The sequence below is a fragment of the Niastella sp. genome, assembly GCF_045805085.1.
Classification (GTDB): Bacteria; Bacteroidota; Bacteroidia; order Chitinophagales; family Chitinophagaceae; genus Niastella.
The window spans coordinates 1-21381 of the sequence record NZ_JBJMLX010000500.1; the positions used below are offsets into that span (position 1 = coordinate 1).

General features: G+C 45.3%; 18 protein-coding genes. 7 read left to right on the top strand and 11 right to left on the bottom strand.

What is annotated here, in order from left to right:
• The first annotated feature begins 34 nt into the window (after positions 1 to 34).
• From ACJ751_RS26200 to ACJ751_RS26215, 4 genes are read left to right on the top strand one after another with little or no spacing between them, the layout of a single operon-like run.
• A complete protein-coding gene (locus ACJ751_RS26200; RefSeq protein WP_407748493.1) occupies positions 35 to 1195 on the top strand; it encodes a cbb3-type cytochrome c oxidase N-terminal domain-containing protein in 1161 nt (386 codons plus the stop codon).
• 3 nt (positions 1196 to 1198) lie between these two features.
• The gene (gene ccoG / locus ACJ751_RS26205; RefSeq protein WP_407748494.1) at positions 1199 to 2650 is read left to right on the top strand and encodes a cytochrome c oxidase accessory protein CcoG; all 1452 of its coding nucleotides are present in this window, start codon (positions 1199 to 1201) and stop codon (positions 2648 to 2650) included.
• Positions 2651 to 2697: 47 nt separating this feature from the next.
• Positions 2698 to 3141, top strand: a complete 444-nt coding sequence (locus ACJ751_RS26210) for a FixH family protein (protein ID WP_407748495.1) — start codon at positions 2698 to 2700, stop codon at positions 3139 to 3141.
• A 5-nt stretch (positions 3142 to 3146) separates the two neighbouring features.
• A complete protein-coding gene (locus tag ACJ751_RS26215; RefSeq protein WP_407748496.1) occupies positions 3147 to 3851 on the top strand; it encodes a sulfite exporter TauE/SafE family protein in 705 nt (234 codons plus the stop codon).
• Here ACJ751_RS26215 and ACJ751_RS26220 read toward each other — a convergent pair.
• Together ACJ751_RS26220 and ACJ751_RS26225 are read right to left on the bottom strand one after the other, a co-directional pair.
• A complete protein-coding gene (locus ACJ751_RS26220) occupies positions 3845 to 5089 on the bottom strand; it encodes an ATP-binding protein (RefSeq protein WP_407748497.1) in 1245 nt (414 codons plus the stop codon). The genes ACJ751_RS26215 and ACJ751_RS26220 overlap by 7 nt on opposite strands.
• Before the next feature lie 10 nt (positions 5090 to 5099).
• Positions 5100 to 5921, bottom strand: a complete 822-nt coding sequence (locus ACJ751_RS26225) for a DUF542 domain-containing protein (RefSeq protein WP_407748498.1) — start codon at positions 5919 to 5921, stop codon at positions 5100 to 5102.
• A gap of 70 nt (positions 5922 to 5991) precedes the next feature.
• Between ACJ751_RS26225 and ACJ751_RS26230 the strand changes: the two genes are divergently transcribed.
• Positions 5992 to 6987: a glycoside hydrolase family 43 protein gene (locus tag ACJ751_RS26230; RefSeq protein WP_407748499.1), complete on the top strand. Its 996-nt coding sequence runs from the start codon at positions 5992 to 5994 to the stop codon at positions 6985 to 6987.
• 10 nt (positions 6988 to 6997) lie between these two features.
• On the opposite strand, the gene ACJ751_RS26235 is transcribed toward ACJ751_RS26230, so the two are convergent.
• The 3 genes from ACJ751_RS26235 to ACJ751_RS26245 form a co-directional block, all read right to left on the bottom strand.
• On the bottom strand, positions 6998 to 7444 hold the full coding sequence (locus tag ACJ751_RS26235; RefSeq protein ID WP_407748500.1) for a hypothetical protein: 447 nt from the start codon (positions 7442 to 7444) through the stop codon (positions 6998 to 7000).
• Between the two features lie 100 nt (positions 7445 to 7544).
• A complete protein-coding gene (locus ACJ751_RS26240; RefSeq protein WP_407748501.1) occupies positions 7545 to 10268 on the bottom strand; it encodes a T9SS type B sorting domain-containing protein in 2724 nt (907 codons plus the stop codon).
• Positions 10269 to 10527: 259 nt separating this feature from the next.
• A complete protein-coding gene (locus ACJ751_RS26245; RefSeq protein ID WP_407748502.1) occupies positions 10528 to 12624 on the bottom strand; it encodes a glycoside hydrolase family 65 protein in 2097 nt (698 codons plus the stop codon).
• Between the two features lie 230 nt (positions 12625 to 12854).
• On the opposite strand from ACJ751_RS26245, the gene ACJ751_RS26250 reads away from it, so the two are divergent.
• Positions 12855 to 14171, top strand: a complete 1317-nt coding sequence (locus tag ACJ751_RS26250; protein ID WP_407748503.1) for a lactonase family protein — start codon at positions 12855 to 12857, stop codon at positions 14169 to 14171.
• Between the two features lie 334 nt (positions 14172 to 14505).
• Here the strand turns inward: ACJ751_RS26250 and ACJ751_RS26255 are convergent, their stop codons facing one another.
• A complete protein-coding gene (locus ACJ751_RS26255; protein WP_407748504.1) occupies positions 14506 to 15063 on the bottom strand; it encodes a PH domain-containing protein in 558 nt (185 codons plus the stop codon).
• A gap of 263 nt (positions 15064 to 15326) precedes the next feature.
• Between ACJ751_RS26255 and ACJ751_RS26260 the strand changes: the two genes are divergently transcribed.
• Positions 15327 to 16451, top strand: a complete 1125-nt coding sequence (locus ACJ751_RS26260; protein ID WP_407748505.1) for a YhcG family protein — start codon at positions 15327 to 15329, stop codon at positions 16449 to 16451.
• A 112-nt stretch (positions 16452 to 16563) separates the two neighbouring features.
• Here ACJ751_RS26260 and ACJ751_RS26265 read toward each other — a convergent pair whose 3' ends face one another.
• From ACJ751_RS26265 to modA, 5 genes are all read right to left on the bottom strand, one after another.
• Positions 16564 to 17889: a sialate O-acetylesterase gene (locus tag ACJ751_RS26265; protein ID WP_407748506.1), complete on the bottom strand. Its 1326-nt coding sequence runs from the start codon at positions 17887 to 17889 to the stop codon at positions 16564 to 16566.
• Between the two features lie 252 nt (positions 17890 to 18141).
• Positions 18142 to 18918, bottom strand: a complete 777-nt coding sequence (locus ACJ751_RS26270; RefSeq protein ID WP_407748507.1) for an alpha/beta hydrolase — start codon at positions 18916 to 18918, stop codon at positions 18142 to 18144.
• Positions 18919 to 19014: 96 nt separating this feature from the next.
• A complete protein-coding gene (locus tag ACJ751_RS26275; protein ID WP_407748508.1) occupies positions 19015 to 19869 on the bottom strand; it encodes an ABC transporter ATP-binding protein in 855 nt (284 codons plus the stop codon).
• A 5-nt stretch (positions 19870 to 19874) separates the two neighbouring features.
• Positions 19875 to 20549, bottom strand: coding sequence for a molybdate ABC transporter permease subunit (modB, locus tag ACJ751_RS26280; protein WP_407748509.1), 675 nt, complete (start codon positions 20547 to 20549; stop codon positions 19875 to 19877).
• Entirely contained in the window at positions 20546 to 21304 is a 759-nt protein-coding gene (modA, locus tag ACJ751_RS26285) for a molybdate ABC transporter substrate-binding protein (RefSeq protein WP_407748510.1), read from the bottom strand. Before modA ends, modB begins: the two co-directional genes overlap by 4 nt.
• Positions 21305 to 21381 lie beyond the last annotated feature (77 nt).

Below are 21381 nucleotides of genomic sequence, written 5' to 3' on the forward strand. Positions count from 1 at the left end.
CCTTTAGACTAACCACCTTAAAACATTGTATTGTATGCGTAAAGCAGTTGCTGCAGGGACCGCCTTTTTATTGACAGCGCCATTTGTAATGGCGGAGGGAGGCGGTCATCCCCCTAAAGAATCTTCCCTGTATGATCCGTTTGTAGTAACAATGATAATTATAATGGCTATCCTGTTGCTCGCTATTGGTTTGCTGGCCAATGTGGTAACAGGCGCCGCCGGTTATTATTATAAAAAGCAGAAAGAAAATGAGCAACAAACAGCCGCCGGCAGCAGCCTTAAGGCACTATCCATTATTGCCTTGTTGCTGATGGCGGCGCCTTCGTTTGCTCAGGATGCAGCGGCCCCGGTTGCGGCGGTGCAAACGGCCGATCCTTATAATGGTTTGTCTGCTACTACTTTTTATTTTATGGTGGGGGTGATCGCTGTAGAATTACTGGTGGTGTTTGTGTTGTTATACCAGTTGCGCGTCTTCCTGGGAAAAACAAAATTGCAGGAAAGCACTGCGGGGGCAACCGCATTCAAATTAAAACCCGGTATCAGTGTGTGGCATAAGCTGAACAAGTTTAAGCCGATTGAACAGGAAGCAGATCTTGACCTGGGACACGATTACGATGGCATCCGCGAGTTAGATAACCGCTTACCACCATGGTGGCTGTACGGGTTTTATGTTTCCATTCTTTTTGCAGGCATTTATATCTGGCGTTACCATATTTCTCATACTGCTCCATTGAGTAAAGAAGAATTGCAGATTGCTATGAACGAGGCTGAAGTGCAAAAAGCGGCCTATCTGAAGAGATCGGCCAATAACGTTGATGAGAACACTATAAAGAAGTTAACAGCAGCGGCAGATCTTGAAGCCGGACAAAAAGTATTTAGCCAGAATTGCGCTGCCTGTCATGGTAAAGCCGGGGAAGGTATTGTAGGACCGAATTTAACCGATGATTACTGGCTCCACGGCGGTGGCATTAAAGACGTTTTCAAAACCGTTAAGTATGGCTGGCCCGAAAAAGGGATGCGCAGCTGGAAAGATGAGCTGTCGCCCATTCAAATTGCACAGGTTGCCAGTTATATTAAATCCATCCATGGTTCAAACCCGCCCAATGGTAAACCAAAACAGGGTGATCTGTACCAGGAAGAAGCCAGTAAAACCGATTCGGTGAGTAATAAAGTAGCTGAAGTCTCTAAAAACTAGATAGTGAAACCTGAATCTAAAATATTACCCATTTTAACAGAAGAGAAAGAATCGTTTCGCGACAGGATCGCGACCGTAGATGCAGCCGGTAAACGGAAATGGGTGTATGCGCAAAAGCCCGTCGGTAAATTATATTCCTGGCGTACCTGGATAAGCCGGGGCTTTTTTGTCCTGTTCTTTGCATTGCCATTCGTGTATGTGCATGGCCGGCCCTTATTTCTGTTTGATGTAACGGAAGCGCATTTTATCATTTTTGGTAAGGTGTTCTGGCCCCAGGATTTCTTCATCTTCGGTTTGGCCATGGTTACATTCATTGTGTTTGTGGTGTTGTTCACTGCCGCCTTTGGCCGCTTGTTTTGCGGCTGGGTTTGCCCGCAGACCATCTTCATGGAAATGTTCTTTCGAAAAATTGAATATGCCATCGAAGGCAATGCTGCCGAACAACGGTTACTGAACCAGGCGCCCTGGACGGGAAAGAAAATAGCAAAGAAGGCCAGTAAGCATATAGTATTTTACGGGATGGCGTTCATCATTGCCAATTTCTTCCTGGCCTATATCATCGGCATCAAAGAATTGGGAAAAATAATCAGGGAGCCGGTTTCAGAACATATCGGTGGGCTATTTTCCATGCTGATTTTCTCGGTTATTTTTTATGCAGTATATGCGTTTTTTCGCGAACAGGTTTGTACGGTAGTTTGTCCGTATGGCCGCCTGCAGGGCGTGTTAATGGACCGCAACTCCATGATCGTGGCGTATGACCATAAACGCGGCGAACCCAGGGGGAAATATAACAAGAAAGTGACCCGCGACCTGGGCGATTGTATCGATTGTATGCAATGTGTGAAGGTATGTCCTACCGGTATAGATATCCGTAACGGCAACCAGCTGGAATGTGTGGGCTGCACGGCCTGTATCGATGCCTGCAATGCCATTATGGAAAAGATCGATCAACCCCTTGGTCTTATCAGGTATGCATCGGAAAATGGCATCGGGAACCGCGAGCCATTGCGTTTCACTGGCCGGATGAAACTGTATACTGTTTTATTGACCGGTTTGCTGGTGATCCTGGGCTTTTTGTTATCTACCAGAAAGGACATTGATGCTACCGTAATGCGCACCCCCGGAATGTTGTACCAACAACGGGGCGCTGATAGCATATCAAACCTGTACAATATAAAAGTGGCCAATAAAACCATTTACCGGGTGCCGCTGCAACTGAAACTCGAAGGCATTAACGGGCGAATAGAAATTATCGGCGAACACCAGGCCATTTCTGTAAAAGAAGAAGGACAGGGAGCAGGTACTTTCTTTGTGGTGCTGCCTGGTAATAGCATTCACGCCCGCAAGCAACCTATTCGAATTGCGTTATATAATGGCAAGGAGAAAGTAGATGTGATTGCCACCAATTTCCTTGGCCCGCCTACGCCAAAGCTTCCGACGGGCACGGCCCGCTAACTGGCGGATCCGGATGGGCAAGTTATTGAACCATAAAACAAATTATTATGACACTGAATTGGGGACATAAAGTGATGCTGGTATTCCTGGTTTTTGTAGGTATGATGTCGTACCTGGTGTACCGCTGTGTAAAAACCAATTACGACCTGGTTTCAACAGACTATTATAAAGAGGAGTTATCGTACCAACAGGTGATCGATGGGGCCAGCAGGGCCAATCAGCTGGGAAATAAGATAGGTATTACCCAGCGCGGAAATGAGATCGTGCTGCAATTGCCAAACGAAATGAAGCACACCTCTGTGAATGGGACTATCTTGTTTTATTATGCACCTGACGCCAAACACGACAGGCAGATAGCACTAAACCCCAATGCGGAGGGAGTACAGTCCATCAACAGCAGGCAATTCTTCCCTGGCAGTTATACGGTGAAGGTCAGGTGGGAAAGCAAAGGACAGCAATATTATTCAGAAGAATATGTAACCATACATTAAAATTTATGTGGTCGATAGCAGCAGCAGGGTTGGTGTTAGGACTTATAAGCAGTTTGCATTGTATAGGCATGTGTGGCCCGCTGATGCTGGCACTGCCTGTTCGGCATATGGACAAATGGAAACAGGTACTGGCTATTTTTTTATATAATACCGGACGGATAATAACCTATTCGCTGTTAGGAGCATTGCTGGGACTGGCGGGCCGTAGAATTTACCTGGCCGGTTTTCAGCGGTGGTTTACCATTATATTAGGAATAGTGATGCTGGTGCTGGCGATGAACTATTTTTATAAACAGGCATCCGCTCAACCTAAGTGGATGCAATCAATACATCTCCGCATACAACAGCTCATGCTCCGGTTTTTGAGATCGAACAACATAAGCGGTTATTTTCTGCTGGGTATGGCCAATGGATTATTACCTTGTGGTATGGTGTACCTGGCCATTGCCGGCGCGGTAACAGCCAATACGGTGTTCAATAGTGTGTTGTTTATGTTTCTCTTTGGTGTGGGCACTTTGCCTGCCATGCTGGCCCTGGGGATCTTTGGCCTGCGCATTACAATGCCGGTGCGGCAACAAATGAAAGCCGCCATGCCCTATGTAGTAGTGGCCATGGCGGTGATATTAATTTTACGCGGATGTAACCTCGGCATTCCATTTATCAGTCCGGTTATTGCCGATGTTCCCGGTCACGTTATTTCCTGTCATTGATCTTCTTTCAGTTCGGGCAATTCCATGGTTATAGTAGTGCCTTTATTCAGGGCGCTTTTTAAATGGATCTTTCCCTGCAATAAACCAACATACCGGGCTACAATATGTAAGCCCAAACCGGTTCCCTGAATGTTGATGGCGTTCCGCCCTCTGAAGAAACTGGTAAACATATGTTGCTGGTCATCCTCAGAAATGCCAATACCCTCGTCTCTTACCGATAACACCAGGTTTTGGTTGTGCAGGTCAACGGTCACCCATACGTTGGCGTTTTCCGGTGAAAATTTAATGGCGTTGCCTAACAGGTTTATAAGGATGTTCCTTAATAACTTTTTATCAGTTATAAATAACCCGTCGCCAGGGCAGGTCAGGTGAATTTGCTGGTCTTTCCGGTTGATGGCCTTTATTTCTTCTATCACTTCCTGCAGGAAAGGGGTAACTTCAAAGGTTTCGGTTTTTATGTGAACTTTTCCTTCCTCCAGTTTACCCAGTGACAGGAAATCTTCGAGCAGATCGTTCAGGTGTTTAACAGAATCCTTGATGATATTGATATGCCGTAATCTTTTATCCTGGTCTTCGGGTTGATTGTATTTGGAAGCCAGCGCCGCAGATGACAATACCGTACTGAGCGGGGTGCGAAATTCATGCGAAGCCATGGATACGAACCGGGATTTTATTTCATTCAGTTCTTTTTCCTTATCCAGCGCCTCGTGTAAACTTTTTTGTGATTTCTCCAACTCCTGCAGGGCTTCTTGCAGGATCATGGTCCTTTCTTCCACCTTGCTTTCCAGTTCAGCATTCAGCTTTCGCATATCGCTGGTCATCTCTTCCAGTTGTTTTTGCTGCTGCAGGATGTTCTGTTCTATCTTTTTGCGGTGGGTGATATCGACAATAAAAGCAATTACAAACAATTCTTCCTCCCGTTTATAAAAACTAAGGCTCACTTCTACCGGGATCTCCGATCCGTCTTTGCACTTTCCATACAGATCGCGCCCGTGACCCATAACCCGGTGCTGGGGGTGATGATAAAAGCCTTCCCGTAATTGCACGTGATGCCTGCTAATGCGGTTGGGGATCAGTATTTCCACATGCTGACCGATAATTTCGGTTTCGTTATAACCAAAAGTTCGTTGTGCGGCGGGGTTTATCAACACAATAACCCCTTCGCCATTGGTAAGCACAATGCCTTCCGTAGCATGCACAAACAGGGCAGACAGGTGAGTGGCATCTATATTGTTCATAGCAACGAACTTACAAAAAAAGCAGCTTTTTTTCCATTTCAATTGACCGGGGAAAAAGAATGACATTTTCCAGGTGCATGTGTTGCGCCAGGTCGGTATCTATTTCCAGCAATTTCAAAAATAGTACCCGGTGGTTGGTACAGGAATGCTCAGGCGGGGTATAGGAGTTGGTCAGTTGCCGCATTTGGGCAAGTACCTTATTCACCGATTCATGCTCATGATGCATTACATTTTCTACCGGTTTACGCAACGTTCGAACCAGCAGACTTGCATAGGATTCTTTATTATGAAACGCGTGGGAAATTTGCCGGATGTAGGGAAAGATAATGTCTTCTTCGTGTTGCATATGCGGCAGCATTTCGAGGGTGAGGTTTTTGAATACCAACACCAGTTCTCTTAGCTCAGGATATTTTTTATAGTGGCCCTCCGCAAACTTTTCCAATTGCTCTTTTGTGTCGGGCAATGCCTTTTTCAGATAAGCATGGTGAATGTTGATGATATAATCGATTAGAAAATCAATATCCCATTTCTCAAACGGCAGGCTATGAGATCTGCCAACAGGATGTATTGATAGTTCCAGTTCTTCTATTATTGCTGCAGCGTCAAGGTCTTTTGATTCCAGGATCATTTGTAAAGGCCATTTGCCGGCGCAACAATATTCAATGCCATGTTTCCGAAACACCTCGGCAGTGCGGTAATCGTTTTTTACGATATCCGAAACGGACGAAAGCGGATCTATTTTCACTACTGTATTCATTTTCCTGATCTTATTATCAAACGCAAAATATAATTTAGCTTTTGCCTGGTAGCTGACTTTCGTCAGGTTTGACATGATTTTAAAAATGAATACAGGAAAATGCAAAATAATTTTTGCACTAATTTCACTGCAACTATCAATAAACATGAGAAAACTCATATTTCCTTCTTTGTTATTTACGGGGCTTGTTATCAGTTGGTCGGCAGGGAAGGCGCAGCAGGCAACCGGTAAAAAAACGTCGGGCAATCCTGTTTTCCCCGGCTGGTATGCCGACCCGGAGGGCGCGATATTTAACAAACAATACTGGATCTATCCTACTTATTCGGCGCCTTATAACCAACAGGTGTTTTTAGATGCATTCTCGTCAAAAGACCTGGTTACCTGGACCAAACATGAACACATTGTTGATACGGCTGCTATCAAATGGGCGAAGCGGGCCATGTGGGCGCCTGCGATCGTGCACAGGGAGGGGAAATACTTTTTGTTTTTTGCCGCCAATGACATTCAAAACGAGCAACAGTCCGGCGGCATTGGAGTAGCGGTTGCCAGTAAACCAGAAGGACCGTTTAAAGATTACCTGGGTAAACCATTGCTCGATAAAATTGTAAACAAGGCACAACCTATTGATCAGTTTGTTTTGCATGATAAAGACGGACAGTATTACATGATCTACGGTGGATGGGGACATTGCAACATCACCAAACTGAAAAATGATTTTACCGGGTTGGTGCCGTTTGAAGATGGGAACACGTTCAGGGAGATCACGCCCAAAGGCTATGTAGAAGGGCCCATTATGTTTATCCGCAACAACAAGTACTATTTTATGTGGAGCGAAGGTGGCTGGACGGGTCCTGATTACCGGGTAGCTTATGCTATTGGCAATTCCCCGTTTGGTCCGTTTGAGCGTATTGGCACCGTACTACAACAGGATGCGGCCGTGGCTACAGGGGCAGGTCATCATTCAGTACTTCAAATTCCGGGGAGCAATGACTGGTACATTGTGTATCACCGCCGGCCTCTTGGCGAAACCGACGGTAATCACCGGGTAACCTGTATTGATAAAATGGAGTTTGATGAAAAGGGATTCATTAAACCGGTTACAATAACTTTTGAAGGCGTACCCAAAAAGACCTTGCAATAACAATGGCAGATCATTTACAGGGGATCTCCTGCAATTTCATGGAAGAACTGTAAACAATGGAGTCAACGTTCTTAAACTTCTCCACGCCGTTTACGTTAACAGTTTCTCCATAGCCTTCAATAAATGCATTGCCGGTTTTCTTAAACGCTACCTGCCTGATTGATTCGGTTCCCTCAGACTTAAAAGTATACTCAGCTATCAGGATGTTGTTTCGAAGGGTGCCAGTAAGGGTGCCTGCATTCCTGTCTTTTTCCTTTAAGTTATAGAACAGCGCACCGCCTACATTTCCGCCCATATTCACCAGTTTAAGGGTAATGGTATCGGCTGCAGTTGCATACTGATAACAGGCAATAGGTTCTATTTTAGGGGCGGATGGTGTGTCGGTTTCTTTTTCCTTTGGTTGTGAGTTACAGGCTGCCAGTAATCCCAACAGAATTAAGACGTGGGTTGATCTCATTTAATATGTTGATTTCAGTTGCAGCGAAAGTAATAATAAAAAAGCCCCCCACCAACCTCTCCGCATTGGGAGGAGGCAGGGAGGGGGCTTTTGTGCCTTGTTATCTTAGTAGAACAAATGTCCCTTTTTTGTTCATGGGCCTTCCTTTGTAATCAACGGCCGTTACAATATAAACAAAGGTACCTGCATCTGCTTTCAGGCCATTGAAGTTTCCGTCCCAACCCATGTATTGGTCGGTGGTGCGGAAAAGTAGCTGTCCCCAACGGTTATAGATAGCCAGGAAACCAAATGATTTAATCCCGGTAGGGATCACCTTAAACACGTCGTTCTTTCCATCGCTATTGGGAGTGAACGCGGTGGGAACGTATAACTCAGGTCCTGCATATCGTTTAACCAACACCTTTGTTTGTTTTCTACAACCCTTGTCAGTAACGGTGTATACCTGGTAAACCTGGTCGTGGTCGAGTATAGCTACAGGGTGCTCCACATCTCCCCGGTTCAAACCCGTTAAAGGCGACCAGGCATATTGCATATTGGGTTCGCCATGCGCATCCAACTCAATGGGTTCATTATAGGGTGCTGAAGAATCGGGTCCGGCAAAGGATTCATTGTCGAAAATAGTGATCGGGCGAATGATGGTGTCTTTACAATTCTTGTCGGTTTTACCAATCAGAGTTAAGGAATAATTGCCTTTCGTAAGATAAGTTCTTACAATGCTACTGCTATATTTGTCTCTCGGGTAGATGCCCCAATCCCAGTTCCAGCCCACTACGGTTCCCGATACATCTATAGCCGTATAGGTTACGGGAACCAGGATGCAGGAATCGCTTACTTCCATCCTGGTAGCAGGCTTAGGGAAGATGTCGAAAGTATGCGCCACGGGCAGGCTTTTGCAACCATAAGCAGTTTCTGAGATAAGCGATGTCGTGTGCGTACCGGCATTAAAATTAAAGGACGGGTTTTGTATGCTATTGGTTACCGTGTTATCAAAGGCCCAATTCCATTTAACAACGGTTTCTCCCGCTGCCGCGGATGGCATGGTTGACAGGTCTTTGAAACGGATAATTTCATTATTACACATCAGGTTCAAGTCCCCGTATTTGAATTCCGCAAGCGGATGAAAGTGTACATTCAATATTCTGCTGAAGGTGTCTGACACGCAGCCTTCAGGGGTAGTAACAACGAGTTTTACCGGAAGCGGTCCGCCGGCAGGCGCCAAAAACATCGATGGCGTTTTGGTGTTTACAATATTACCATTGATATTCCACCACCATTTATTAACAGTCGTAAAAGCTGGTGGCACAGTAGAATTGTCGGTTAAGGCTATTGTGCTTTGACTTTCACAAATGGGATCAGGGTATGAAAATAAAGCTGTTGGTTGAGGCACCACTACCACCTGTTGCGACACTTCTTTTGAACAGGTGCTTATACTGGTGTTGGTAGTTTTGAACTTCACCGTGTAATTACCGAATGCCGGATACTTGTAACTGGTAGTCCTGGCGGTCAGGGTATCCGTTTTCCCATTTCCAAACTCCCAGGTGTACACGGGGTTGTCCAGATTGGTGGCGGTACTCGTAAAAATAAAGTTGTTGCCCAACTGGCACTGTCGCAGATCATTAATACCGAATGAAGCGTTTGGTGTGGCGGTAATATTTACATTGATCTTCCTTCTGAACCCTTCGCAACCATACAGTGCTTTCTGCGAAACAAAATACTGCGTTAAGCCGGGCAGGGTAGTGCCTGGGTTGGGCGCTGTATTAGTGGCGATGCCGCCTGTGGGTGTGGTATACCACAATAATTCATGCCCCGGCAAAACGGATGCAGCCAGTGCATCTGAAACATCAAACTGGCAATATTTTATTGAAGTGTCTGCATGTGGCGTATCAGGCACGGGGTACGGTTGTACATAAGCCTGTAAAGTATCACGGCAGCCGAATCCCGGATAGGGCTCCACATCAACATAAAAAAGACCTGTAGTTACCGGTGGCGGACTTAAGGTTGTTGACTGGCCATGGCCTACTACCTGCGTGAATGTTGAGTTGTACCAGGTATAATTTTGAAACCCGAAGGGGGCATCGAGGATCAATGAGTTTGTTTCTATACAATACGGCGCTGTAGCCAGGATGTTTGAGCAGGCGCTGGCTACATCCAGATAAGCATAGCCAAAGTGGCCACTGCGGGTACAGTCGGCCGTACGAAACTCCAAACGAACATTATGACCACCCATGCCGGCAAATTGCAGCGAAGTGGGCGTCCAGCTTTTATATAAAACCTGGGAATTGAGCGGCGACGGCAGAAAACCGGGCAGGCCGGCGGTAGAAACATAGTCGAATGACGCGCAATTGATAAGATCGCCGGTATTTACATCATAAGCGGTTACAAAAAAACGGGGTTGTTCCGGCGGGTCATGTTGCGGATCTTCCAGTACTACTGCATAAAAATAAGTGAAAGTAAAAGTATCAATTGTATTGGGTACCTGAAAGGTATATGAAATGGCTTCACACTGGGCGCCGGTATATTCATTACCCAGCCTTACGGAATAATTGCCGCCATAGGGGCAGATCTTTGGGAAACCGCCATACATGTCTTTTCCCGGGTTGCTGGCAGCAGAGATGATCTGGTGTCTGTCGCCCTGTGGCATTGACGGGTAAAGGTTCATCCTGTTTTTTCCATTGACAGTATCAACGTTTCCAATAAAGCATTCCCAGTTATCAAAATTGCCGTTTTCAAAATCAAGATTGGGTGGACAAGTGGACTGGCTGTAAGTGTTGGTAAGTGAACATAATAAAATGGCAATACAGCAGGCTACGGATCTTGCCTTCATTATCAAGTCGGTTAATTGGGGGTTTCGTGGCACAAATAATACTTAAGGTTTAGGGGAACCAGTATATTTCCGGGGTAAGATAATATCTTTTTTCAGAGAAAAAAAGCAGCAGGCGGCCAGCCGGAAACGATAGCTGGCTTTTTTGCACAGTTATTGACCAAATCAACGCGCTTATTGTCAAAATCTGCACGGATAACAAGTTAAAAGAAATTGTAACTGCAGTGATTTACTGCTTACAACACATTATAAAAGGTGAAAATCACCCTTTATGGCGCCCATGGGGTTTAGCCGTTTTTACGGCCTGATTGCCGGAATAAGTGGTGTTATTGACGCCTATGCCCGTAAGTGTAAGCGATTTCCATGGAGCAGGTAAACTGGTTTTTAGCTGTACAATACCAGTGGGCGTAATGGACAGTCCGCCAAAACCATTCAACATCGCCTGTAACATGCCACCGGCGCCTGTGGCAAAATAGGGATTGGTGCCGCCGGCGGTTTCTGCAATTACGCCAAAAGGTGGTAACAGGTTAGGCGTGAACCCGTTTTTAAAAGCGTTGAAGGCTTTGTCGGGCATGCCCAACCGGGAATACAAAATTGAGAAGATGGCATGCGTCATGGCCGGGCCTTCGCCCACGCGGCCTTCATAATAGTCCAGGTCTTTTTTGATGGCATCCTTGTTGGCGATCTCCGTAAGCGGATAGGCCAGCAGGTTAACATCGGCCTGTTTTATTTTTTCACCGGCATAGGCGCTGTGTTCTTTGGTAACGCCATCGGGAAATTTTTCAATGGGAATGTTGCTGGCAACAGTTTGCCAGTCGGGATCGGGGGTAAGTCCCAATAAGGTGGCAGCCTGGGTGGCATAGCGCAGGTTGGCTTTGGCGGCGGCATTGGTGAACGCATTGTTGTCGACATTCTCGGCCCACTCATCGGCAGCCACCACGTTCCTGATATCATAATGACCGGGGCCGTTCCTTTCCACGCGGCTGGCCCAGAAATCGGCTGTAGCTTTCAGTAAGGGATAGCCTTTCTGACGCAGCCAGTCTTTATTTTGGGTAACACAGTAATAATTCCAGGCAGCAATGCCAATGTCTGCAGTGATATGATGTTCAAAAGGCCCTGATAAGGCCCATACCGGGGTTTCCTCATTACCGCTGGCGGCGCTTTCCCAGGGAAACATAGCGCCTTTGTAGCCATGTGACCAGGCATTGTGCCGGGCGGCTTCGAGGCGAAGGAAGCGATAGTCGAGCAATGACTCAGCAATGGCAGGTTGCAGCAACAGCAGCGCGGGGAACATCCAGAGCTCCGTATCCCAGAAGGAGTGCCCGTTATAACCCAGGCCGCTCAGGCCCATGGGCGACAATCCATAACTACTGCCCGCCCGGGCAAATGCATACAGGTGGTAGATCATGCTGTGCACCTGTTGTTGCGTAGCCGAATCACCGGCGATAAGGATATCGCTTTTCCACAGTTCGTCCCATGCTTTGTTATGATGGTCGAGCAATCGTTTTTCACCTTCCAGTGTGGCAAACAAGGTGAGTCGTTCCGCTTCATTCAATGGATCATCATGCTGTGCGGAGGTGATGGTGGAACCAACGATGGCGAAATGATAACTTTCCCCGGCTTTTAATTTCATTTTGAATTTCAGCAGGTGCATGTTGTTGTCCCATAGTTCATGAATAAGGGCTGGTTCGCTGCCATGCGGTTCATCAAATAAAAAACTATTGCTGGCGGCAATGAACAACTTGCCGGTAGGACTTTTCGCCGTGGAGGTTAGTAATGAAATGGACACATGCGGCCTGTCTATCTGGTTGTAATACGGTTGAACGCTGTTGAGCATGTCGGGTGCTTCCATAACGCTGGCCGGCATGATCTCGATATCTTTTTTAGCCATGATCCTTACATCTACAAGCGCTGAATACGGCAGCTGGCGGAGCGAATAATAAGAATACTGAATATCGGCTTTATCTTCAAATTCGAACCGGGTGGTGAGCGCTGCATGTTTCATGTCGAGCGATTGCGACATATGCGTCACCTGGTTAAAACGCCCGATCTCTTTATCGTCGATGAACAGCCGCATGTTAACGAAATTGAATGTCTTGAGGATGTTACTTACTCTGCCCCGCCCATACAGATCGAAGGCGCCATTCAGCACCACATCTTTTACTTTAAATGGAGTGGGGGAAGAAACAATACCGATCATGCCATTGGCGACGGTTTCGCCATAATAATTGGTAGGATCTATTTTGTCAGCAGAAACAACCCATGGGTCCTGCGCCAGTAATATAACCGGAAGCAGCCAGGCAAACAGGAGCATTGTAATACGTTTTGGAATGGGCGGGCAAGCAGTTGTTATTCCCATACGACCTGATTTGTATAAAGATAATTGATTTGATGTTAAAAGCGCCTGTTCACCATTTGTTCCCATTTGCCTGTTTGGTGCGGGTACAGATTTCTACGTTTACCATCATTTCCCGTTTGTGTGCCGCGGTCTTAAAATTGCAGCAACAAACTTACCTTTTAAAACTTCTCCGCCTGTATACCTGCCAGGTTTGAAGCGATCACCACGCCATTTTTTAAAACTTAAAATATATGCACAAGTTGTATGAACTGCGCATGCTAACCAGTATGCGAAAAACTGTATGGTTGATGGGTACCATTACTGTTATGATGGTTTCCTGTAACAAACTTCCTTTTCATGACCACTTTTCAGAAGTGGTGTACATTCAAAATAATAACTATCTGAAAGGCGACAATGCTATTATTGCTTACCGGAATAATGGCGATGGGAAACTGACACCGGTCCTGGGTGGGCCTTTTTTTACGGGTGGATCAGGTATTGGCAATCCCCAACAAATAGAAGGGCCTAACAATTCAGATAATGAGATCAGGATCACGAACGATAAACAATTCCTGCTGGCCGTTAACTCAGGCAGCAATACCATTGCGGTGTTTAAAATAAATATAGATGGCACTTTGTCGCCGGTGCCCGGTTCCCCCTTTCCATCGGGTGGCGAAACGCCGGTAAGTATAGATATGTGGCAGCAATATGTGTATGTGATCAACAAAAGCCAGAACCCCATAACGCCCACTTCCTCCAAGCCCAATACTACTGTATTCAGGTTGGAGGGTGACGGATCACTTACCCCTGTTGACACTATGGAAGTTAGTGCTGGTGCTTCTCCTGCTGCCGTACAGGTAAGTAAGAAATATGGGTTGGTATATACAACCTGGTACCTTGGGTTACGTGTAAACGGGCCAGTTCATTTGGTTACTGAGATTTATACTACCAGCAATACCGGTAGGTTAAGCGAGCTTACGAGCACTATTTCGAGAAGCGCCCGGCCACAAGGGATCTGGGAAAGTCCATCGGGCAATACAGTATATGTAGCCAGTTCAAGGGGCACTGAAGGTGGCGTGGTAGATCTGTGGGCAATAAATTCAGTTCCGAATGCAATTCCGTATTGGCCTTACCGTCCCCAGGTGCAAGGCTATATAAAAGCCGGGGCTGGCGCCTGTTGCGTACGTACCAATACAACCGGCGATCATCTGTATGTGTTGAATTCAGACGAAAATTCGGTATCCGTATACAACTCTTCAAATGCTGTTGCACCCAATTCTTTGCAAAAGCTTACCTTGAAGAATGCAGGTCCAACTTATACAATTTTTGGCGGCACTTATACGGTTACATCCAGCGGATGTATGTCAATGGGTTTATCGTCGAACGGAAAGTTCCTGTACGTGGTGAGTCAGCATGCCAACCCCGATTTCAATATAGGTAATTACAATTACCTGCATGTGTTGTCAGTAAATCCTGATGGAACATTGGAAGAGCAGGAAGAACCCATGCAGTTGCCGGTGCAAAATACGGTACGGCCAAGGGGCGTGGCTGTTTATAAGGTGAATTAGAAGAAAGCGTTTTAATAGTTTGTAGAGATCATCACAACAGTGTTGATCTCTATTTTTTTATGAGGTGGGAAGCCTTTGGGGGATGCTTTTATAGGTCATGCCTGGAATATAAATTGCGTAAATGATTAAAATGGGTTTATGATAAGAATTAGTAGTTTGTGCGTTTTGAGTATAATGATCCTGTTTTTTTCATCCTGCGCACGGAAAATGCGCGAGGGTATAAGGCTTCTATGAATACATCTTCTGCCTACAAACCACGCAGGATCTTCATTTCTGCAGAAGATAATAAAACGGTGAATAGCCCCGGCACCCAGGTGGTATTAACTACTGAGGATTACTGATATTCTGTTTTTATATCAACCGAAACCGTCTTCAATTGCTTGAATACTTGATACGGATTGGCGATTGCTTCCCAACGATCATATACCTTTATGATTGTCCCTTCATCCGACTCCGTTCGACCGCTGTAAAATCTTATAGTGCCTACATTAAACAGGCGTTCAACTAAGTTAACAGATATTTGAATGTCGGAGATTTTATCGTAGTCGATGATCTTAAAATCTGTACCGATAAATCCACTTCTTATCATCACCCTTCTGTTGCTGTAAGCATACCTCGTATTGCTATATGAAAATAGTTTACTTAGAAAATTAAAGAGGAAAAAAGCAACGGGAAGCAGCAGAAATAATGTGAAAAAATTGTCATTCCTGCCGCTTTCATTAAAAGCATTCCTTGTCATAGCATAAGAAAAGCCAAAAAAAATTAAAACGCCGACTCCTAAACCCAACGCAGTTATCATATACGGAATAAACTTCGGTTTATCAGTCCATAAAATCTCTTCCGCATCATCTTTGATGCTATCGAATTCCGGTAGCAAATTTTTGTCAGGCATACAGATTATTTGTATAAAAATACTAAAATTGAATCCTTTTCCAGCAGGGCTTTCTTTTTTAAACGTAAAATCGTCCCCGGGAGCATTATAACGGCCGCACATATCCCGTCCGGACTGCAAAGGGAATCTGGGTAGTGGTACATTTTTGTATTCATACCGGTTCACTTTTGAACTGAAGAGGATACCGAATAAAAAGATATGGGATGAGGTTAGTACAGATCGTTGGGGAAGTTGTTTTTAGTATAACCATTAAACAATCTAACATGGAAACAAATAATAACTACCTCCAATTAATACAGGACATTAAATCAAGGATTTCGCATAGTCGGTATATAGCAGCCCGACTAGCCAATCAGGAGCAATTAAAGCTGTATATGAGTGTAGGTGCATTAATTGACAGGAAAATTCAGGAGCAACAATGGGGCTCTAATGTCATAACTCAGATTGCATCAGACCTAAAAAAGGAAATGCCTAGACTGCGGGGATTTTCTGACCGGAATCTGCGGAACATGCGACAATTTTACCAGTCTTATAGTGTAGAAGAAATTTGGCCGTTGTTAACGGCCAAATTGCAAGTCATTGATAATGTGGTGGATGTAATTTGGCAGTCGTCAACTGCCAAATTAAAAGCAACAGAAAATGCAATCAGTGAGACTGTAGTTGATGATTTGACCCTAAGGAGCTTTATGGGTATCACTTTTACGCATCATGTGCTACTCTTAAACAAATGTCAGGCGTATGAAGAACGGCTTTTTTATATTCACCGTGCAGCTACGGAATTTTGGACGGTAGCGACACTTGAGCATTATATTAAAGAAGACCTTTTTAGACAGAACGGCAAGTTGAACCACAATTTTGATACTGCAATCCATCCAGATGCAAGTTTGAACGCAGGCGATTTTTTTAAAGATCAATATTTGCTGGACTTTTTGCAACTGCAAGATGGTGATAACGAAAATGAAATAGAAAATAGCATCGTTTCCAATATAACGGAGTTCATTCTGAAGATGGGAAAAGGATTTGCTTTTATCGGCAACCAGTTTCGGCTGGATGTGGAAGGTCATGAATTTTCAATTGATTTGCTTTTCTATAATCGTATCCTACGACGGCTGGTAGCTTTTGAGATCAAAAAAGATCGTTTCAAGCCCGAATATACTGGCCAATTACATTTTTACCTGAATGTGTTGGATGATAAAATCAAACTTCAGGATGAACTTCCAAGTATTGGTATCATTCTTTGTAAAGAAAAACACGATGCCATTGTGCAATACTCCATCAGACACATGAATACTCCAATGGGAGTTGCTACATTTATGAACTCATGCGACCCCCCAGCCGAAATTCAACAAGTGCTGCCTGACAGCGATCAATTACGGAGATTGATTTAACTATACAAACCAATTTGGCCGTCAGCGACGGCCAAATTACAAAACCTGCTGCACCAAAATGCAATTGGTCAGTCACTGTCTGACCAATTGCAAAAGTTTGACTTTCCCTATCTCATCGCTCCACAGTTTCAGCACCACTTGTTTGATATGGCTCTGCTGGTAAACCGGCCTTATTAAAAAGATTCGGTTGCAGATCTTCTTTCCAGGCAAATCGCAGCGCCACAGGATTTGGAACTTCGGGGGCAGTTACCTGTACATATTTTTTCCCTTTAATTACTCCTGTGGCCGGATAGAATTTACCATCCGCTGCCGCCAGTTCAAAGCCTGTGATCTTGTTGCCGTCATGCACTACAAGTCCTGATTTATAATTCATGAAATCTACCCGGGCCTGATGGTTTTTGAAACTCACCTTATCAATGCGCGGGCCTTCCGAAACCTGCTTTATCTGATAGGTGTGGTCAAGGGCCAGCCAGGCCAGTCGCTTTCCAATTTCCCATTTGTAGGTTGGATGAATATCTTCAAGGTTATCCGCGAGGTCGGTAGTAATGATGCGGGCGGTATTCTTTGTAATACCAAGCACTTTATCCTGGGCCTCGTGGAAGAAAGCAATGCTGCGGTCATTCTGTTGCATCTTGCCTTTCGAATGACTGTAGTTAAATGGGGCAATCTGCACGTAATAAAAGGGAAGGCTGTCATTGTTCCAAAGCGCTCTCCAGCTTGTAATGAGCAATTTCATATTCTGGGTGTATTCTGAGCGCTGGTTCAACATACAATTGGTTTCGCCCTGGTACCAGAGAAAGCCCTTTATCGTGTAAGGCGCCAGCGGTTGAATAAGGCCGGAGAAAAATTTGCCGGCAGGTTCTACCGAATCTTTGTTCTGGGCCGCCTGGCGTGCCGGTAGCCACGGCTCAATAGCGGAGCCGGGAACAGAGGCTGCGATCATGCCTACAGGTACATGCAAGCGCGATTGCAATTCCCGGGCATAATAATAACCAGCTGCGGAAAATTGACCTACCCAGGGATTTTCAGCTCTTTGCCATCCTTTATTGCGATCTGTTGGTTTGTTAAGATCGCGATGCACCAGAAACAGCCGTATGGCGGGATTATTTTCCTGGCTCACCTGCACTGAATCAAGCCCCTGAGATCGTTTAGCTTTATACCAATGAGCACTTCTATTCATGGTATACTCCATATTGCTTTGTCCGGAACAAAGCCAAACTTCACCTACCAGTACATCTTTGTATTCAACAGTATCTCCACTGATCACGAAAAGTGATTGGCCATTGCTGTTTGCGGGCATGGCATCGAGGAGAAGCTGAAAAGATCCATCTGCACCAGCTACACCTTCTTTCACCTGGTTACCAAAGATCAATTTCACCGGAGCACCCGCTGCGGTCTTACCATAAACGGATACCGGCTTATCTCGTTGTAATACCATATGATCGCCAAATACCAGGGGCAATACAGGTTTGGCCGTGGCGCTTATTGCAATAAAGGATGCAAAACAAAAAAATAAATGTTTCAGGGCATTAATGTTTTAAATGAATACTCACATTGCTTCTTTAACGGCTAAGATACATCGTTCTTACAAAAAGGTTAAACTAAGGCAGGAAACCTTGTACACTTAAACAGAAAAAGCCATCCCGGCATTTACCGGAACGGCCTTATGATGGTGGTTTTTCTTCTTTAATTATTTACTTACCGATTTCGCTGCTTCAATGATCACTGCGGCTACTTTTGCCGGTTGTGATATAAATACCACGTGGCTGCCTTTTATTTCAGTGATCTTTGTATTGGAGCGTTTGTACATATTCCGTTGAATGTCGGGTACAATTGCTTTGTCTTCGGTGGCTACAATGCCAAAGGCTGGTTTATGTCTCCAGGCGGCATCGGTAATATTGCTGGTAAATGCTTTGGCGTAAAAGGTGCCCTGTGATGCGTACATGAAATCGGCTTCTGCCTGGCTCAGGTCGGCACAAAAACCGGCATGGTACTTTTCCTTGCTGAAATAAAGGATTCCATTTTCATCGGGAGGCAGAATGCCATTTTCGGGAGCCGGAGGTGCTGTCTGGATCCATTTCAGTGGCGATTCGCCATTATCGGGTTGGAACGCGGCAATATAAACCAGTGCTGCTACTTTGGGGTGATTGCCGGCTTCTGTAATTACCGCGCCGCCCCAGGAGTGACCGGCCAGAATGGTAGGGCCGTCCTGTTTATCAAGGGCCAGTCTGGTTGCTTTTACATCATCTTCCAGTGACGACAGCGGGTTTTGAACAACCGTTACATGGTATCCCTTTTTGGTGAGTTCGTCATACAATCCTTTGTAGCCTGAACCATCGGCAAAAGCGCCGTGTACCAATACTACGTTTTTAACTTGTTGGGCATCTGCTTCGGTTACTGTGGCGGTTGTGGCAGAGATGGCCAGGGTGGCTGCCACCAGGATGTTCTTTAATGATCTCTTTTCCATGTTATTTGTTGTTGAGTGTTTTTGTTTGTTTCAACGATACAAAGGTGCGATGGAAAAGAGGGATCGCTTATGAGTCTATTTCCCGGTTAGTTGTAATTATTTCCCTTGTTTTGAAACGGCGGCTTTTATATTGCTGCAGGAGATCTCAACCCGGTCGTTGGTAGTCAGCTTTTCTGCTGACACCGGCACACTTACCAGCCGGTTCTCAATTAAAACAACGGCGTTGCCGTTCTCATCGATCGAGATGATGTTCCCTGTTATTTTGGCGGCCTCATTTCCGTTCTGGAAAAACAGGGCGGGGGTTGTTTGTTGCCGGAACCGGCCCTGATCGAGATGAATCACAACATCCGACAGTTTGATGATCTCCTGGGCATTGTGGCTTACCAGGATGGTGGTCAGGTTATACCGCTGGTGTATTTCTTTTAAAGTATCCTGCAGGAATAAGCGCATTTCGTTGTCAATGGCCGACAATGGCTCATCCAACAGTAAAATGGCTGGTTTATTGGCTATGGCCCTTGCCAGCGCCACCCGTTGCTGCTGGCCGCCGGAAAGCGTCTGGATCTTTCTTGCTGCGAGATTTGTCAACCCGGTTACATCCAGTAATTCATCCACAATAGCGGAGGATTCATTTCTCCCCAAGGCAAACAAGATGTTTTCCCGCACATTCATATTGGGGAACAAGGCGTAATCCTGGAAAACAAAACCAATCCTTCGTTGCTGCGGGTCTATATTTCTCTTTGCCGAAGCGTTGTACCAAACGGCATTGTTCACATTAATAAAACCGTTATCAGGTTTCATAAACCCGGCCAGCATGCGCAGTATGGATGTTTTGCCAGCTCCTGATGCCCCATATAAACTCACAAATTGCCCGCGTTCGATCCGGGCGCTTACATTTAATTGCATTTCACCCGCAGCGGTATGTAAATTTTTTTGCAAAGAAAAATTGATCATAGCTATCAGTAAAATTTTGTCTGCTGCATTTTGCGATTGAACGAATAGAGTACCAGTAATATTACAAACGACAACGCCAGCAAAATGCCTGCATATACATTCGCATTATAGTAATGGAATGCTTCTACTTCGTCGTAAATGGCAATGGAGGCTGTACGGGTTTTACCGGGCATATTACCACCGATCATCAGCACCACGCCAAACTCCCCAACGGTATGGGCAAAGGTGAGCACGATGCCGGTGAGCAGGGATGGTTTTATATTCGGCAGCAATACCTGGATAAGCGTTTGCCACCTGGTTTTTCCCAATGAAAAAGCTGCTTCTTTTAAACTGGGCGATAAGGAGGAAAGACCCGATTGTATGGGATGCACCATAAAGGGAAAACTGTAAATGACCGACGCGATCAATAACCCCGAAAATGAAAATACCAGCCGTACATCCAGCCGCTCTTCCAACCAGTGGCCAAAAAAATAGGCCGGGCTAAAAGCAATCAATAAATAAAAACCGATCACCGTAGGTGGTAAAACAAGCGGCATGCTCACGATGGCCTGAACAATTATTTTGAAAAAGCCCTTGTCGCCGCTCAACCAGTTGGCTATTGGAACCGCTATAATAAACAAAATAAGCGTTGTGCTCAACGCCAGTTTTAAGGTAAGCCATAAAGGAGCTAACGCTATCATTTTACAATGTACCCAAATTTGTTATAAATGGTTTTTGCCTTTACGGAATACAGGAAATTATAAAACTTTTTGGCTTCCGCTTCATTGTTTTGCTTTGCATGTTTCAGCAGAACGGCAGCCTGTTCAATGGGTGGATAATCGCCGGTGTTTAATTCCACCCATTTGCCTTTGCCTTTCATTTCATTGGAGATCACAATTGATTTGGCCGTAAAGCCAATGTCGGCATTTTGGGTGGCAATGAACTGGCTGGTTTGCGTAATGCTTTCGCCGGTTACCAGTTTCGATGAAACGATGCTGTACAGGTTATATTTCTTCAGAATGGCTTCTGCCGCGCTCCCATAAGGCGCAGTTTTGGGATTGGCAATGGCGATGCTTTTGATGCCGGGGCTTACTAACAGCTTTAGGTCCTTTGCCGGCTGAATGGTTGGTTTTATACTCCATAATACCAGCAACCCCTGTGCATACACTTTAGGTGCTTCGAGCGTGAAATGGTTGTCGGCCAGTTTTTGCGGAAATGCTGCGTCAGCAGAGATGAAGATATCGAAGGGGGCGCCGTTGAGGATCTGTTGGGTGAGCTTTCCGGATGCGCCCAGCACCACATCGATTGTCGTTTTGTTTGTTTTATTGAATTCTGTAATCAGCTCCTGTATGGTGTATTGCATATTGGCGGCCACCGCAACGGTTAATTTCGGCTGCGCCAATAAGGACAGCGAAGGGAGCGCCAGCATAAAGAAAAAAAGCATTTTCTTTCTCATCTGCTTCAAATTTAATTGATTAGCGAAACTACGCTATTTTCGGCAAGATATAACGAACTATAAATAACAAGACCGCC